This is a genomic window from Derxia gummosa DSM 723, assembly GCF_000482785.1.
GTDB classification, from domain to species: domain Bacteria; phylum Pseudomonadota; class Gammaproteobacteria; order Burkholderiales; family Burkholderiaceae_E; genus Derxia; species Derxia gummosa.
In genome coordinates this window covers 914,845-930,754 of record NZ_AXWS01000008.1, presented here as the reverse complement: position 1 = coordinate 930,754, position 15,910 = coordinate 914,845, and the positions used below count along the sequence as shown (strand labels likewise).

At 69.4% G+C, this 15,910-nt stretch carries 13 protein-coding genes; 7 read left to right on the top strand and 6 right to left on the bottom strand.

Annotation, left to right across the window (positions count from 1 at the left end):
• Positions 1-59: 59 nt before the first annotated feature.
• The 6 genes from H566_RS0110190 to mfd form a co-directional block, all read right to left on the bottom strand.
• The gene (locus tag H566_RS0110190; protein ID WP_028311367.1) at positions 60-863 is read right to left on the bottom strand and encodes a hypothetical protein; all 804 of its coding nucleotides are present in this window, start codon (positions 861-863) and stop codon (positions 60-62) included.
• Entirely contained in the window at positions 860-1,057 is a 198-nt protein-coding gene (locus H566_RS0110185) for a hypothetical protein (RefSeq protein WP_028311366.1), read from the bottom strand. Before H566_RS0110185 ends, H566_RS0110190 begins: the two co-directional genes overlap by 4 nt.
• 180 nt (positions 1,058-1,237) lie before the next feature.
• Positions 1,238-1,612: a DUF4870 family protein gene (locus H566_RS0110180; protein WP_028311365.1), complete on the bottom strand. Its 375-nt coding sequence runs from the start codon at positions 1,610-1,612 to the stop codon at positions 1,238-1,240.
• Between the two features lie 94 nt (positions 1,613-1,706).
• Positions 1,707-2,564: a phosphoserine phosphatase SerB gene (serB, locus tag H566_RS0110175; protein ID WP_034411039.1), complete on the bottom strand. Its 858-nt coding sequence runs from the start codon at positions 2,562-2,564 to the stop codon at positions 1,707-1,709.
• 68 nt (positions 2,565-2,632) lie between these two features.
• Entirely contained in the window at positions 2,633-3,544 is a 912-nt protein-coding gene (locus tag H566_RS0110170) for a DNA ligase (protein ID WP_028311363.1), read from the bottom strand.
• 40 nt (positions 3,545-3,584) lie between these two features.
• Positions 3,585-7,106 (bottom strand): transcription-repair coupling factor, encoded by a 3,522-nt coding sequence (gene mfd / locus H566_RS0110165; RefSeq protein WP_084544979.1) that lies wholly within the window; start codon positions 7,104-7,106, stop codon positions 3,585-3,587.
• Between the two features lie 470 nt (positions 7,107-7,576).
• On the opposite strand from mfd, the gene ispD reads away from it, so the two are divergent.
• From ispD to H566_RS0110130, 7 genes are all read left to right on the top strand, one after another.
• A complete protein-coding gene (gene ispD, locus H566_RS0110160; protein WP_028311361.1) occupies positions 7,577-8,266 on the top strand; it encodes a 2-C-methyl-D-erythritol 4-phosphate cytidylyltransferase in 690 nt (229 codons plus the stop codon).
• Positions 8,263-8,772 carry a 2-C-methyl-D-erythritol 2,4-cyclodiphosphate synthase gene (gene ispF, locus H566_RS0110155; RefSeq protein ID WP_028311360.1) on the top strand — a complete coding sequence of 170 codons (510 nt, stop codon included), beginning with the start codon at positions 8,263-8,265 and terminating at the stop codon, positions 8,770-8,772. Before ispD ends, ispF begins: the two co-directional genes overlap by 4 nt.
• A gap of 463 nt (positions 8,773-9,235) precedes the next feature.
• Positions 9,236-9,823, top strand: a complete 588-nt coding sequence (locus H566_RS24200; protein ID WP_156924365.1) for a GspH/FimT family pseudopilin — start codon at positions 9,236-9,238, stop codon at positions 9,821-9,823.
• Positions 9,823-10,449, top strand: coding sequence for a type IV pilus modification protein PilV (pilV, locus tag H566_RS24195; protein WP_051378503.1), 627 nt, complete (start codon positions 9,823-9,825; stop codon positions 10,447-10,449). Before H566_RS24200 ends, pilV begins: the two co-directional genes overlap by 1 nt.
• Positions 10,446-11,342 (top strand): PilW family protein, encoded by an 897-nt coding sequence (locus H566_RS0110140; protein WP_028311359.1) that lies wholly within the window; start codon positions 10,446-10,448, stop codon positions 11,340-11,342. The genes pilV and H566_RS0110140 overlap by 4 nt, the downstream gene beginning before the upstream one ends.
• A complete protein-coding gene (locus H566_RS28925) occupies positions 11,317-11,979 on the top strand; it encodes a pilus assembly PilX family protein (RefSeq protein WP_034411035.1) in 663 nt (220 codons plus the stop codon). Before H566_RS0110140 ends, H566_RS28925 begins: the two co-directional genes overlap by 26 nt.
• A 44-nt stretch (positions 11,980-12,023) precedes the next feature.
• On the top strand, positions 12,024-15,905 hold the full coding sequence (locus H566_RS0110130) for a pilus assembly protein (RefSeq protein ID WP_028311358.1): 3,882 nt from the start codon (positions 12,024-12,026) through the stop codon (positions 15,903-15,905).
• The last annotated feature ends 5 nt before the right edge of the window (positions 15,906-15,910 follow it).

The following is a 15,910-nucleotide window of genomic DNA, read 5'->3' as shown; positions in this document are numbered from 1 at the left end:
ATTCGTGCGCGGCATGCGCCGGTCGTGAGCGGTTGCGCGGTCCGCGCGCAGGCCGGAGCTCAGTTGAGCGCGCTCGCCGCCAATCCCCCGAGCGACAACCGCGACAAGGCCACCGCCATCCCCGCCGGCCCGCTGCCGCGATAGAGCACGCAAGGCTTCCCCGCATGCCGGCAACGGTCGCGCAGATGGGCGAGGGCGTCGTCGTCGATGGCATGGCTCGGGCAGAGCACGACATCGGCGGCGGCGATCGCGTCGAGCAGGGCGGGCGTGTCGCCTGCAGTGGCGGCGGCCGGCGTGACGAGGCGGCCATCGAGCGCGAAGCCGAGGCGCCGCGCGAAGCCTTCGCAAAGCCGGGTCAGGCCAGGTTCGGCGCCGAGGCAGAGCACGCGCGCGCCGGCCTCGGTGACGCCGCCGCAATTGCCGGCGTTGCCGCAGGCCGCGCCGCGCGTCGGCGAGGTGGCGATCAGGTCTTCGAGCGCGGCGCGTTCGTCGAGCAGTTCGTCGCGCTCGCGGGCGAAGCGGGCGGCTTCGGCGCGGGCGTCGGCGAGGGTGCGGGTCAGGTCCCAGATGCGGCTGACGCCGGCCGCGAGTTCGCGGTTGGCGGTCTGGAGGCGCTCGTTGCGGTCGCGCAGCGCGGCGGCGGTCGCGGCCTCCGCACGCAGGGCATGGGCGGCGGATTCGGCAGCGAGACGGGCCTGCTCGCTCGCGGCGATCTGCCGCTGCACGGTGGCGAGCTGGTCGCGCAAGGCCTCCACTTCGCGTTGCAGCGCCGATTCGCGGCGGGCGTTGCGGCGGCGTTCGCGCACCAGGCGTTCGAGCACGGGCGTGGCCTGGCGACGGACGGGGCGGACGGCGAGCTTCATGCCGGCACCCCGCTGCGGTCGAGCAGACGTTCGGTCATGGCTTCGCACAGCGATCGCAGTTCGGCGTCGAGGTCGCCGCTGTCGATCAGGCGTTCGAGCATCAGCGCCGCGCGGCGCGCCGCATGGCGGCAGCCGGTCAGGTCATGCCTGAGCAGCTGATCGAAGCTGCCGATCCAAAGTTCCGGGTGAGTCATGCCGCCCTCCGCGCCAAGCGCATTCACGATGGGCGGATGTTAGATGCGAACAATTCTCATTTGCAAGCGGGATGAGAAAATCCGCCTGAAGACTTGCGCGGCGTCAAGCGGGACCGGGCGATGAGGCAATGCCCGATGGCGGCAACCGATTCATTGGTTTTCGTCTGCCGGACCGTTCGCTCAGAGCGGCATCGCCGGATACATCGGCTTGCCGTCGTTGAGGTTCAGCCAGCCCCGCACGATGCGGTAGAGGAGCCAGACCATCAGCACGCCGTGCGGAATCCAAGCCACGAAGGCGCCGACGCCGAGCGTCACGACCACGAAGGCGATCAGCAGTCCGGCCCAGAGCATCCCGAACCAGAAGCTGCGCATCTGCCAGCGGAAATGGCTTTCGAGCCAGGTACCGCGTACCTCGTCGAGCTTGATGTAATTGACGATCAGCGCCGCGATCGCGGTGATGAAGGTGAACCAGCCGAGCGCATAGAGCGCGTAGAGCACGGCGGTCAGCTTGCGGTTGGAATCTTCGCGGCTGTCGAGGATGAGCACTTCGGGCATGCGGCAGTCCTTTCTGCGGTGGAAAAGCTCGGTGTCTTGCCTGGCGATCACGGGCGGACCGCCGGGCAGCAACGGATACGCAGCCCGGCGCGGATCAGCCCAGCACGCGCAGCAGGCCGTCAAGGCCGCCGTGGTTGATCGCGACCTTCGCCTGCTCGCGCACCTTGGGCTTGGCGTGGAAAGCCACCGACAGGCCCGACACGCCCATCATCTTCAGGTCGTTGGCGCCATCGCCCACGGTGATCGCCTTCTCGCCCGGCACGCCGATCTGGTCGCACACCTCCAGCACCGTGCGCGCCTTGACGTCGGCATCGACGATCTCGCCCACGACCGTGCCGTCGAGCTTGCCGTCGGCAATGCCGAGCGTGTTCGAGCGCGCGTAATCGAGTGCAAGCCGCGCCTTGAGCTTCTCGGTGAAGAAGGTGAAGCCGCCCGACACGACCATCGTCTTGAGGCCGGCGTTCTTCGCGGCGGCGAGCAGTGTCTCGGCGCCGGGCGTGAGCTTCATGCGCTCCTCGTACACGCGCTCCAGCGCGGCGGTGTCGAGGCCGTCGAGCAGCGCGACGCGGCGGCGCAGCGATTCGCTGTAGTCGGTGATCTCGCCGCGCATCGCCGCCTCGGTGATGGCGGCGACCTGTTCCTTGCGGCCGCAGTAGTCGGCGATCTCGTCGATGGTCTCGATGGTCACGAGCGTCGAGTCCATGTCGAGCGCGATGAGGCTGAAGTCGCTCAGCTTGGGTACCGTCTCGAGCCAGACGTGGTTCAGGCGATAGGTCGCGCACAGCTCGGCGATGGCCTGACGCGGGCCGGCCGTATCGGGCGCGTTGCGGAACAGGAAGCTGCGGCCGTCGTCGAGCAGGCCGTGCCGCACCGGCGCGGCGTGGCGCAGGCGGGCGCGGATCGCGTCGATGGCGAACGGGTCGATCTGGGGGCCGTGGACGACGAGATTCATGGGCATGGCGGGGCGGGAGAAAGTGATTCGCGGGCGCGGATGATCGCAAATCCGCGCCGGCCTCCGCCTCAGCGCAACTCGTCGCGGTCGCTGCGCGGGCGCAGATAGGTGGCGAAGCGCGGCAGGCGCAGACGCTCGGTGTAGCCGCTGTAGCGGTAGGTGATCCAGCTGCCGAGCGGCGGCGGGTTGCGGCGGTCGGCGTCGCTCAGGCCGCTGCCGATCGCGAAGCGCTGGCCGTCGGCGTTTTCCACCAGCAGCGCGCCGACCAGGCCGCTGTACTTGCCGCGCCCGGTCTGGTAGCCGATCACGCGCGCGTCGGCGTCGGGATGGGGCTTGAACTTGAGCAGGTCGTCGCTGCGGTCGGGGCGGTAGGGCGAATCGCCGCGCCTGAGCATCAGGCCTTCTCCGCCGCTGCGCACGGTGCGCTCAAGCAGCACATCGAGCGATTCGCGGTCGGGCACGCGGAACTGGTCCACCAGCCGCACCCATTCGACGCCGATCTCGGCCATCACCTGCTTGAGCGCCGAGCGTCGCCGGTCGAAGCCACCCGGATGCGCCGGCAGGTCGAACACCATGAAGCGCACGTTGCGCCAGCTGATGTCGTCGGGCCGCGCGCGCCGCACCAGCGCCGACACCGCCTCGAACTGCCCGCGCCCGATCCACAGCTCGCCGTCGAGCGGCTGGCGCGGCAGGTCTTCGGTGAACCAAGCCGGCGCCGCGATCACCTGGCCGCTGCGAGTGAGAAGCCGTTCGCCGTCCCACCAGGCGCGCACGCCGTCGTATTTCTCGCTCACCCAGTAGTCGGCGAGATTGATGTCGTCGCGGAAGTCGTTGGCCAGCATGACCGGCGGCGGGCCGCCCTCCCAGGCGGCGAGCGCGGCGCAGTCGTGGGTGACGGCCAGGCCGGAGACGACGCCGGCGAGCGCCAGGGCCAGCGCGAGTCCGCGCAGGCGAAAGGAGGGGGCGGAGTGGACGGTCATGGCGGGGCGATGGGCGGCGAACGGAAGCTTGAATCCTGCCTCAGCGCAGCTCGCCGAGGAGGCTGCGGATCAACTTCGTCCGCTCTTCCACCTTCTCGGCCGACTTGGAGATGCGCAGCCGGTCCTGACCGGCGAGGCGCACATGCTTGTTGCGCTGCATCAGCGACACGATCTTGCCCGGATCGACCGGCGCGTCCTTCTCGAACTGGATGACGATGGCCTCGTCGCTCGCGTCGATCTTCTGGATGCCGTAGGGCTTGCAGGCGATGCGCAGCTTGTGCACGTCGATAAGCGCCTGGGCCTGCTCGGGCAGCTTGCCGAAGCGGTCGATCAGCTCCTCGCGCATCGTGTCGATGCCGTCGGCGTGCTCGCAGTTCGACAGGCGCTTGTAGATCGTCAGCCGCTCGTGCACGTCGCCGCAGTAGTCGCTCGGCAGCAGGGCGGGCGTGTGCAGGTTGATTTCGGTGACGGCCGCGAGCGGGCGTTCGAGGTCGGGCTCCTTGCCCTTCTTCAGCGAGCGGACGGCCTCGTTGAGCATGTCGATGTAGAGCTGGAAGCCGATTTCCTGCATCTCGCCCGACTGCTTGTCGCCGAGCACCTCGCCGGCGCCGCGGATCTCCAGATCGTGCATCGCGAGGTAGAAGCCCGAACCCAGCTCCTCCATCTTCTGGATCGCGTCGAGCCGCAGCTGGGCCTGCTTGGTGAGGCCCTGCGGATCGTGCACGAGCAGATAGGCATAGGCCTGGTGGTGCGACCGGCCGACGCGCCCGCGCAGCTGGTGCAGCTGGGCGAGGCCGAACTTGTCCGACCGGTGAATGATGATCGTGTTGGCGTTCGGCACGTCGATGCCGGTCTCGATGATGGTCGTGCACAGCAGCACGTTGAAGCGCTGATGCGTGAAGTCGCGCATCACGCGTTCCAGCTCGCGCTCGTGCATCTGGCCGTGGCCCACGCCGATGCGCGCCTCGGGCAGCAGCTCTTCCAGCCGGATGCGCCGGTTCTCGATCGTCTCGACCTCGTTGTGCAGGAAGTAGACCTGGCCACCGCGCTTGATCTCGCGCAGCACCGCCTCGCGGATGACCGACTCGCTCTCGCGCCGCACAAAAGTCTTGATGGCTAGGCGCTTCTGCGGCGCGGTCGCGATCACGCTGAAATCGCGCAGCCCTTCCATCGCCATGCCCAGCGTGCGCGGGATCGGCGTGGCGGTGAGCGTCAGCACATCCACCTCGGCGCGCAGGCTCTTGAGCGCCTCCTTCTGGCGCACGCCGAAGCGGTGCTCCTCGTCGATGATGACCAGCCCCAGCCGCGCGAACTTCACGTCCTCGCTCAGCAGCTTGTGGGTGCCGATCACGATGTCCACCGTGCCGTCGTTGATGCCCTTGACCGCCGCGCTCGTCTCCTTGCCGGTACGAAAGCGCGACAGCTCGGCGAGCTTGACCGGGAAGTTGGCGAAGCGGTCGCTGAAGTTCTGGAAGTGCTGCTCGGCCAGCAGCGTGGTCGGCGCGAGGATCGCCACCTGCTTGCCGCCCGCCACCGCCATGAAGGCCGCGCGCATCGCCACCTCGGTCTTGCCGAAGCCCACGTCGCCGCACACCAGCCGGTCCATCGGCGCGCCCGAGGTCATGTCCTGCATCACCGCCGCGATCGCCTGGGCCTGGTCGGGCGTTTCCTCAAAGCCGAAGCCTTCGCAGAACAGCTCGTAGTCCGACGACGAGAACTCGAACTTGTGGCCCTGGCGCGCGGCGCGGCGCGCATACAGGTTGAGCAGTTCGGCGGCGGTATCGCGGATCTGGGCGGCGGCCTTGCGGCGGGCCTTCTCCCACTGGCCCGAGCCGAGCTGGTGCAGCGGCGCGGAATCCGGATCGGCGCCCGAGTAGCGCGAGATCACATGCAGCTGCGACACCGGCACGAACAGCTTGGCCTCGCCCGCGTATTCGAGATGCAGCAGCTCCATCGGGCCGTCGCCGAGGTCCATCGTCTCCAGCCCGCGATAGCGGCCGATGCCGTGCTGCACATGCACGACCGGATCGCCGAGCTTCAGCTCCGACAGGTCCTTGATGATCGAATCGACCGCCGTGACCTGTTCCTGCTTGCGCCGCTTGCCGCGCCGCGCGGCGCTTGCGCCGCCGCTGAACAGCTCGCCCTCGGTGATGAGGTGGACGGCGTTGTCGCCCTCGCCGGCCGAGAAGCCGAAGCTCAGCGGCGCGATGCCGAGGGTGATCGCGGCGCTGCCGGTGGTGAAGTCGTCGAGCACGTCGGCGTTGACCGACTTGAGCGCGTGGTCGCGGAACAGCTCGGCGATGGTTTCGCGGCGGCCGGCGGATTCGGTCGCGATCCAGATCCGGCCGGGCGTCGTCGCCGCGAACGCCCGCAGGGCGCCAAGCGGATCGGTCGCGCGCCGGTCGATGGCCAGCGGCGGCAGCGGGCGGGCGAGGGCGCTGCGCTCGCTGTCGGTATGCAGCGCGAGGCGCGCATGCGGCTTGGCCAGCGTGAAGAAGTCTTCCGACGTGAGGTAGATCTCTTCGGGCGACAGGATGGGCCGCTCGGGGTCGGCGCGCAGGAAGCGGAAGCGCGAGCCGGTGTCCGCCCAGAACTTGCGGATCGCGCCGTCGATGTCGCCGCACAGCACGATGCCGGCGTCGGCCGGCAGGTAGTGCAGCAGCGTGGACGTGCCATCGAAGAACAGCGGCAGGTAGTACTCGATGCCGGCCGCCGCCACGCCGTTGCCGATGTCCTTGTAGAGCGGCGAGCGCGACGGGTCGCCCTCGAAGCGCTCGCGGTAGCGCTTGCGGAAGAAGGTGCGCGAGTTCTCGTCCATCGGGAACTCGCGGCCCGGCAGCAGCTTGATGTGGCGCGTCGGGTAGAGGCTGCGCTGGCTGTCGACGTCGAAGGTGCGCAGCGTCTCGATCTCGTCGTCGAACAGGTCGATGCGGTAGGGCACGACCGAGCCCATCGGGAACAGGTCGATGATGCCGCCGCGCACCGCGTACTCGCCGGGCGACATCACCTGGCTCACGTTCTGGTAGCCGGCGAGCACGAGTTGCTGGCGCAGCTTGTCGGCGTCGAGCTTCTGGCCCTGGCGGAACTCGAAGCTGTAGGCGGCCATGAACTCGGGCGGTGCAATCCTTTGCAGCGCCGTGGTCGCGGCCACGAGCAGCACATCGACCTTGCCGTCATTCAGCGCCGACAGCGTGGCGAGGCGCCGGCTCACGAGGTCCTGGTGCGGCGAGAAGCTGTCGTAGGGCAGCGTCTCCCAGTCGGGGAAGTCGTGCACCGCGAGCGTCTTGCCGAGCTGGCCGGCCCACCACGGGATCTCGTCCATCAGCCGCTGGGCGTCGGCGGCCGAGGCGCACACGACCAGCATCGTGCGGCCCGGCGCCGCGAGCCGCGCGAGCGCCAGCGCATCGGCCGAGCCCGCGAGCGCCGGCGCGACGAAACGCTGGCCGGCGGGCGGGAAGGCAAGGCCGAGCGACCAGGCATCGGGCAGCAGCGCGGCCACCGGCGGCGCGGCGGGTGCGGGCGGGGCGGGGGGCTGGCTGGTGCGCGAGGTGGCCGTGGCCATGACGGTCGCGGCGGCGGGGCTGGCGGCGGATTTCGATTTCTTGTGCGTCATGGGCTTGGACGTGCGGCGTCGGCCCGGTCGCGGCGGAGTCGCGCTTGCGGCGATCCGCACCCGTGGGCGCCAGGGAAAGCGGCGGATTGTGCCACGCGCAAAACGGGCTTCCGGGCATTGACCGGGCGGCAGGCAAGGCGTTCGGCGGACCGGCGAACCCCCTGACGCTTCGGCCTGATCGGCGCCCGGCAGCGGTCCGTCCGTGCCCCAGCGCTGATCACCCGGGTGAAGCATGGCGACGCGGCGGCGTGGCGTCGCGGTCGTGCGCCGTCGCCCCTGTCCGGGTGATGCTGGCCGGCGCAGGATGTCACGCCCATCGCCCGAAGCCGGGGTTTGCCTGTGCCGTCAGGCTGAAACCTGCGTGCGAGAATCCGGCCCCGCTTTCCGCCAGACAACATTCGACGCGAGCGCAAACTCACATGACCGCCAGTTCAGCCCGTTTCATTGCCCTGATCCCGGCCGCCGGCGGCGGCAGCCGCGCCGACCTCGGTCTGCCCAAGCAGTACGCCGACATCGGCGGGCGCAGCATGCTCGACCGCACGCTCGACGCCTTCCGCGCCTCGCCCCTCATCGACGCGGTGTACGTGGTGCTCGCGCCCGACGATCGCCGCTTCGACCTCGCCACCGAGGAAGTGCGCCCGCTGTACGTCGGCGGCGCGTCGCGGCGCGATTCGGTGCTCGCCGGGCTGAATGCCATCGCCGGCAGCTACGGCCCGAACGACTGGGTGCTGGTGCATGACGCCGCGCGCCCCGGCATCACGACCGCGCTCATCGCAGACCTCATCGACGCCTGCCGCGACGACGCGGTGGGTGGCCTGCTCGCGCTGCCCGTGGCCGACACGCTCAAGCGCGCGAGCGGGCAGGGCGACGAGGCCCGCGTCGGCGCCACGCTGCCGCGCGACGGCCTCTGGGCCGCCCAGACACCGCAGATGTTCCGCCTCGACCTGCTGCGCCGCGCCTACGCCGCCGCCCCCGACGCCACCGACGAGGCCGGCGCCGTCGAGGCCATGGGTCACGCGCCGCGACTCGTGCCCGGCAGCCAGCGCAACTTCAAGCTCACCTGGCGCGAGGACTTCGCCCTTGCGCGCCACCTTTTCGCCAACGAATGAACACCACCGCCAAGCCCAGTACGCCGCCGTTCCGCATCGGGACCGGCTTCGACGTCCATGCCCTCGTGCCTGACCGCAAGCTCATCATCGGTGGCGTCGAGATCCCCTTCGACAAGGGCCTGCTCGGCCATTCCGACGCCGACGTGCTGCTGCATGCGATCACTGACGCGCTGCTCGGCGCCGCCGGCCTCGGCGACATCGGCATGCACTTCCCCGACACCGATGAGCGCTTCAAGGATGCCGACTCGCGCGTGCTGCTGCGCGAGGCCGTCGCCCGGGTGCACAAGGCTGGCTGGTTCGTCGGCAACATCGACTGCACGATCATTGCCCAGGCGCCGAAGATGGCGCCCTTCATCGCCATCATGGTCGGCCGCATCGCCACCGATTGCGGCATCGCGCTCACCCAGGTGAACGTCAAGGCCAAGACCACCGAGAAACTCGGCTTCACCGGCCGGGGCGAGGGCATCGCCGCCGAGGCAGTGGCGCTCGTGGTCGCGGCGCGCTGAACGGCGCCGGCCGCAGTGTGCCCACGCCATCGGATGCTTCCCCGGCGCGCCGGCGACTGCCGCGTGCCTGCCCCGACCCACTCCGCCGTGCTTCGCCCGCACGCGCAAAGCACGGCGCCAACCCGTCGTCAATCCGGTGCGGGGTGGCCCTGCCTGCCTTGCCTGACAGCCCTCGGTCCTGATTGCTGGTCAGTGATCAGAATGTTTCCCGTTTCGCCTAAAGGAAATCACTAGAGTCTCGCGCGGCGGACGTTGGCCACCGCTGATCGCCGTCCGGCGCGATTGCTTGCTTTCGCCGCTGATCGGCGGTGAGCGGCGCAGCAATTACGTCCATCGCCGATGAGCGGTTGAGGGCAATCGCTTGGTGAAATAGCCCCAGGGGGCAAAGTCAATTCGTGCGATCTGTCCGGTTTCCGGCACATATGATCCTTGCGGCACACAAGAAAACCGCCCCGAGGATCCCTTGACGAAGCCCAGGAACCGCATGCGCGGCTTCACGCTGATCGAGCTGCTGGCAGTGGTGGCGATCACCGCCATCCTTGCCGCGATCGCCGCGCCTCCGATGTCGCAGTTCATCACCCGCAACCGCATCGCCAGTCAGGCCAACGATCTGCTCTCGCTGCTGGCGAGCGCGCGGATGCAGGCCATCCGCGAACGCACGCCCGTGGGGGTATGCGCCACCAACGATCCCAAGGGCAGTGCCGATTGCGTCAGTGACGGCGACTGGGGCGCGGGCATCGCGGTGTACGCCTTCAATGCGCTAGGCAACCGCGCCGCCGACGCGGCCGGCACGCCGCTGCCGCCGGTGCGCATTCTCCAGGCCGCGAACAACGGCAACGTGGTGACGCGCAACGGCGCGAGCGGGCCGATCCGCTTCGGCCAGTCGGGCCGCTGGCTCGACTTCGCCGGCAACGGCAACATCGCCTTCATCCTGTCGTCCGACAACTCCGACGAGCCGGCCGAGCGGCGCGCCGTCTGCCTCTACCCGAGCGGCAATTCGCGGGTGGTGGCCACCCGCAGCAACGGCCGCGGCACGGGAGCGAGCTGCTGATGGACCGGCGCCCGATCCGGCCGGGCGGTCTTCCCGCCCGGCAGCAGCGTGGCTTCTCGCTCATCGAGGTGCTGATCGTGCTGATCGTGGTGTCGATCGGCCTGATCGGCCTAGCCGGCCTGCAGGTCAACGCGATGAGCTACGGCCTCACCGCCGTGTCCCGTTCGACCAGCGCCTCGCTCGCCTACGACATGGCCGACCGCATGCGCGCCAACCTGTCCGGCCTCGTGGCCGGCAACTACCTGCTCAACCAGACCTGGAGCGGCAGCAGCGCCGTGCCCGCGATGCCCTCCTGCTTCACGACCGCTACTGGCGTGACCGCGGGCAACTGCACCGCCGCCGAGATCGCCGCGATCGACCTGAACCAGTGGACCGCGCGTGTCGCGGCCGAACTGCCGAGCGGGCGTGCCCGCATCGAGGCGCTCGACGGCAGCGGCAAGGTCGCCAACTTCCGCAACGGCGTGCGGATCATCGTCGGCTACTCCGAGCGCAATGCGGCGGCCTCGCCAAGCACCGCGCCAGGCACGCGCAACGCCTACTCCACCAGCAGCAACTGCCCGACGAGCTTCAACTCGTCCAACTCCGATCCCAGCATCCAATGCTTCCAGCTCGACGTCGCGCCATGAGCCGCCGTGCCGGCCGGCGCCCGCATGGCCGCTCCCTGGTCGAACTGCTCATCACGCTGACCATCGGCCTCGTGATCTCGATCTTCCTGACCGGCATCTACATCACCGGCCAGGACAACGCCCGGCGCATCGACTCGACCCAGCAGATCGATGATGGAGCGCGCTTCGTGCAGCAGCTGCTCGCGCGCCAGCTGCGCGAGGCCGGGTATTCGCCGGTGGTCGGCACCGGCCGCGCGCGCATGTACGCCTGGGGCGACCTCAACCTCAATGCGCCGCTCTACGGCTGCACCGGCAGCTTCTCGAGCGCGATCAGCGTGGCCGGCGGCCTAGCCCAGCCCGGCTGCACCGTCGATGCCGGCACGTCGAGCGAAATGATCGAGGTGCGCGCGCTGACGGTGGCCGCCAATGCCGCGACCGGCGAAGGCCAGACCTGCGTCGGCACCGACGCGCCCGCGCTGGGCCGGCAGCCGCTGCCGGCCCAGCCCATCGTCGTCAACCGCTTCTACCTCGCTACCGGCAGCAGCGGCCAGAGCGAGCTGTTCTGCCGCTCGAACGGCAGCAACGACAGCCAGTCGCTTGCCAGCGGCGTCGAGCAGCTCGTGTTCTGGTACGGCAGCAACGCCACCGGCGACGGCCGCCAGAGCATCAGCCGTTGGGACCGCGCCAGCACCGTGCCCGACTGGAACACCGTCAGCTCGGTGCGCTTCTGCTTCGTGATGGCCTCGCCGGGCAACGGCTCGCTCAGCGCCGCCTCGGGGGACGCCGCCGCGAGCTACCAGGACTGCCTCGGCGTGACACGCACCTCGGCCGCCGACGGTCGCCTGCGCCGCGCCTACTGGACCACCGTAACGCTCAGGAATGTCGTCAATGGATCGACCACGCCGCTGCTCTGAAGCGCGCCCGGCGCGTTCGCGCGGCCCCGTCGCCGCGCGCGGCCAGCGCGGCATCGTGCTCATCATCGCCCTCGTGTTCCTGGTGGTGCTCACCACGCTCGCGCTCAACGAGATGCGCCGCACCAGTCTCCAGCAGGGCGTGGCCACGAGCGAGCGCGACCATCTGCTGGCCCAGCAGTACGCCGAGCTGGCCCTGCGCGACGCCGAGCGCGACCTGCTCGGCCTGAACGCGCAGAACGCCGTGTGCCTGCCCACCACCACCGGCTGCCGCGAGGCGCTCGACTCGCGCACCGGCGTCGATGGCCAGCCCTTCGCCAGCGCCGCTTCGCGCTTCACCAGCCAGTGCATCAACGGCCAGTGCGCCGACGTGCCGGCGCCCGGCGGCAATCCGGCCGATCCGACGTGGATCGCGCGTACCAACTGCGTCACCTATGGCCGCTACACCGGCGCGCTGATCGAGACCGCCGAGGGCCTCGCGCCCATCCGTGCTCCCTGCTACGCGCTCGAATGGATGCCGGCCAATGCAGGTGGCCGTCAGGCAATCCCGGTGATCCGCATCACCGCCTGGGGCTGGGGCCGAGACCGCAACGCCACGCCGGTCGTGGTGCAGGAAGTCTTCAACCGCGGCCCCTACTGAGCCGCCCGCCGGTGCCGAAGAAGCTCCCAACAGATCAGAACATCATGAACACCACGCTTCGTTCGCTCGCGCTCGTCGCCTGCCTCGCCGCGCCGCTGCTGGCGCACGGCCAGGGGGCGTCGATCGCGCAGACGCCGCTGACGGCGGTGATCCAGCCGCCCGCCAATCTCGCGCTCGCGCTGTCGGTCGAGTACCCGACCGCCGGCTACGCCTACAACGGCGTGGCCTATTCGCGCACCAAGGAGTTCGCGGGCAACTTCAACTCGCGCATCTGCTACAGCTACGACAGCAGCAAGCAGTACTTCGTGGCCGCGACCAACACCACGAGCAGCACCTCCAACTCCTTCGCCTGCGCCAACACCTACTGGTCGGGCAACTTCCTGAACTGGGCGACGACCTCGTCGCTCGACCTGTTCCGCATGGTGCTGTCGGGGGGCTGGCGCGTGCTCGACCAGACCTATGCCGAGGGCGGAAAGACGGTCATCAGCCGCGCCTTCCTGCCCGACGTGGCGAGCAACAGCGTCCCGTCCTTCTACGCCAGCGGCAACTTCCCGCGCCTGAGCATCAGTAGCACCAACGCCAGCGGCTCGGTGCCGACCACCGTGCTGGGCACGCTCGGCACGCTGTATGTCGTGAACTGCCGCGACAAGATGTTCGTCGGCAGCGCCTCGAACAGCACCGGCACCTGCGCCAATCCGGGCACGGACGGCGACCGCTTCGCCGGCTATGCGCGGGTGTCGATCTGCGATTCGCTCGAGGTGTCGACCGGGCGGTCGAGCCTGTACTCGGGTTCGCTCAAGCTCTGCACCCGGTACGGCAGCTCGGGCAGCTATGTGTACAAGCCCGAGGGCGTCATGCAGTTCAACCGCAATGACGTCAACTACGCCGCCTTCGGCTACCTGATGGAATCGAGCCAGTCGCGCTACGGCGGCGTGCTGCGCGCGCCGATGCGCCACATCACCGACGAGTACAGCGAGACCACCGGCGTCCAGCTCATCAACCCGCTCAACGACACGCTCGGCGTGAGCGGCGTGCTCAACTACCTCAACCGCTTCGGCCTGTCGCAGCCGTCGCTGCAACCGTATGCAAGCGACGGTACGGTCAACGCCACCTGGGACACGAACCAGTCGCATTCGTACAAGGTGTACGACCAGTTCAGCGAGCTCTGGTACCAGGCCTTCCAGTACCTGCGCGGCAAGCCGGCCGACGCGCTCGCCACGCAGAACATGACCACGGCGATGAAGTCGGGCTTCCCGGTGTACTCGGCGTGGAAGGGCTCGGGCCTGAGCGGCGCGCTGCCCGATCCGGTCACCTCGTCCTGCCAGAACAACTTCATCTTCACGATCGCCGACACCAATACCTGGTGCGATCGCTATCTGCCCGGCAACACCACCACCAACAGCAGCTGCGGCGATTCGCCACGCTCGGTCGCCAGTGGCGAGATCGACGCCTACGCGGCCACGGTGACGCTCGGCAACTCGATCGCCCAGCTCAGCGCCCAGCGCGCGGCCGGCGCGCTGGCCAACCGCTCGACGCTCGCCACCGACCTGACCGGCGTGGGCAACGCCGGCTATCTCGCCTCGGGCCTGGCCTACTGGGGTGCAACCCACGCCTTCCGCTCCGACCTCGGCAGCACCCGGCCGCTCGTCACCTATGCCTTCGACGTGATGGAGAGCTCGGGCATCGCGGTGGAGAACCGCCAGCTCTACCTCATGGGCCTGGGCGGCGGCGCCAAGCTGGTGGATGGCGTGTACCGCTCGCCGTACCAGAGCAACGGCATGCCGAACAACTACTTCCAGTCGAAGGACCCGTTCGTCATGTTCGCGTCGATGCAGTCGGCCTTCGCCCAGGTGGTGGCGGCCCAGACCAGCGGCTCGACGCCCGCGGTGAGCGCCGCGCGCACCTATGCCGGCTCGCTCGCCTTCCAGCCCATGGCCGACACCGGCGGCTGGCAGGGCACGCTGCGTGCCTTCGCCCAGCAGGCCTTCGGCAGCTACACCGCCGGCCAGCAGGTGTGGAACGCCGCCACCCAGATCACCAGCGACAGCGGCCGCAAGATCATCACCTGGAGTCCGACGCTCAGTCGCGGCGTGCCCTTCCAGTGGAGCAACCTCGCCACCGCCCAGCAGACCGCGCTCAACACCGACGAGAACGGCACGGCCGATACCAAGGGTTCGCAGCGGCTGAGCTGGCTGCGCGGCAGCGCCAGCAACGAGGGCACGACCAGCGGCTACTTCCGCCAGCGCACCAACACCAACACGCTCTACGGCAACACCAAGCTCGGTGACATCATCAATTCGAGTCCGGCCTATGCCGGCGTGCCCTCGGCCAGCATTGCCGATGCGAGCTACGGCAGCTTCCGCAGCACCTATGCCTCGCGCACGCCGGTGGTCTGGGTCGGCGCCAACGACGGGATGCTGCACGGCTTCAACGCCAACACCGGCGCCGAGGTGCTCGCCTACGTGCCGGCCTCGGTGTACAGCAACCTCAGCAAGCTGCCTTCGCTCACCTACAGCCACCGCTATTTCGTCGATGGCTCGCCGATCGTGGGCGACGCCAACATCTCGTCCACCACCACGGCCAACTGGGCCACGGTGCTGGTGGGCACGCTGGGCGCGGGCGGCAACGGCGTGTTCGCGCTCAACGTCACCAACCCGACCAACTTCAGCGAGGCCAACGCCTCGTCGATCGCGCTGTGGGAGTTCAGCAGCAGCGACGACGCCGACCTCGGCGCCATCATCGGCACGCCCACCCATGCCACCGCCACCGGCGTGCCCGAGCAGATCACGCGGCTCAAGGTCAACGGCCGCACGCGCTGGGCCGTGCTGCTCGGCAACGGCTACGGCAGCACGGCCGGCAAGCCGGTGCTGTACGCGCTCTTCCTCGACAAGACGGGCAGCGGCTGGACCGCCGGCACCGACTACGTGAAGCTCGTCGCCGCCGACACCGGCACTGAGGCCACGGGCAACGGCCTGTCGATGCCGGTGCCGGTCGATTTCGACAACGACGGCATCACCGACGTGATCTACGCCGGCGATCTGCGCGGCAACCTCTGGCGCTTCAACGTGAGCGTGGGTTCGGGCGACGGCACCGTCACCGACGCGCCGAGCACCTGGAACGTGGCCAACAGCGGCGCGCCGCTGTTCACCGCCTATGCCGCCGACGGCACGACACGCCAGCCCATCACCGGCGCGCCGGTCGCCGTCCCCAACCCGGCCACCGGCGACGGCTGGCTCGTGGTGTTCGGCACCGGCAAGCTGTTCGAGACCGGCGACCAGGCCAGCACCGGCCAGCAGGCGCTCTACGGCATCTGGGACGCCGACGGCGCCACCGCCGTGAGCATGAGCCAGCTCAAGAGCCTGGCGCTGTCCAGCACCACCTACACCTCGGCCACCAACAGCGGCACGGTGCGCGGCTTCACCACCGCGACGGGCGCCTTCTGCTTCAGCACCACGCAGAGCTATGGCGGCGCGAGCTGCAACGCGAGCAGCACGCTGTTCAAGGGCTGGCGCGTGTCGCTGCCGGCCTCGGGCGAGCGCGTGACGAGCAATGCCGAGAACGTCGGCCGCTATGCCGTCATCACCTCGTTCATTCCGCCGGCCGCCGATTGCTCGACCGCCGGCAACACCTGGCTGAACGTGATCGACATCGTGTTCGGCGGGCTGTACGCGCCGCCGTTCACCTCCACCAGCGGGGTGGAGATGCCGTCGCAATCGCTCGGCTCGTCCAACTTCACGGTCGGCATGGCGCTGCAAAGCACCACGCTGCCCGCGACCGGCGCCTGTTCGGGCTCGTCCTGCGGCACGACCTGCGGCCTCGGCGTGAACGTGGTGACGGGCGGGACCAACGGCGTCCAGACCTCGGCCCAGCTCGAAGCCTGCGGCAACCTCGGCCGCCTGAGCTGGCGTGAATTCGGCCGGCCCTGATGGCG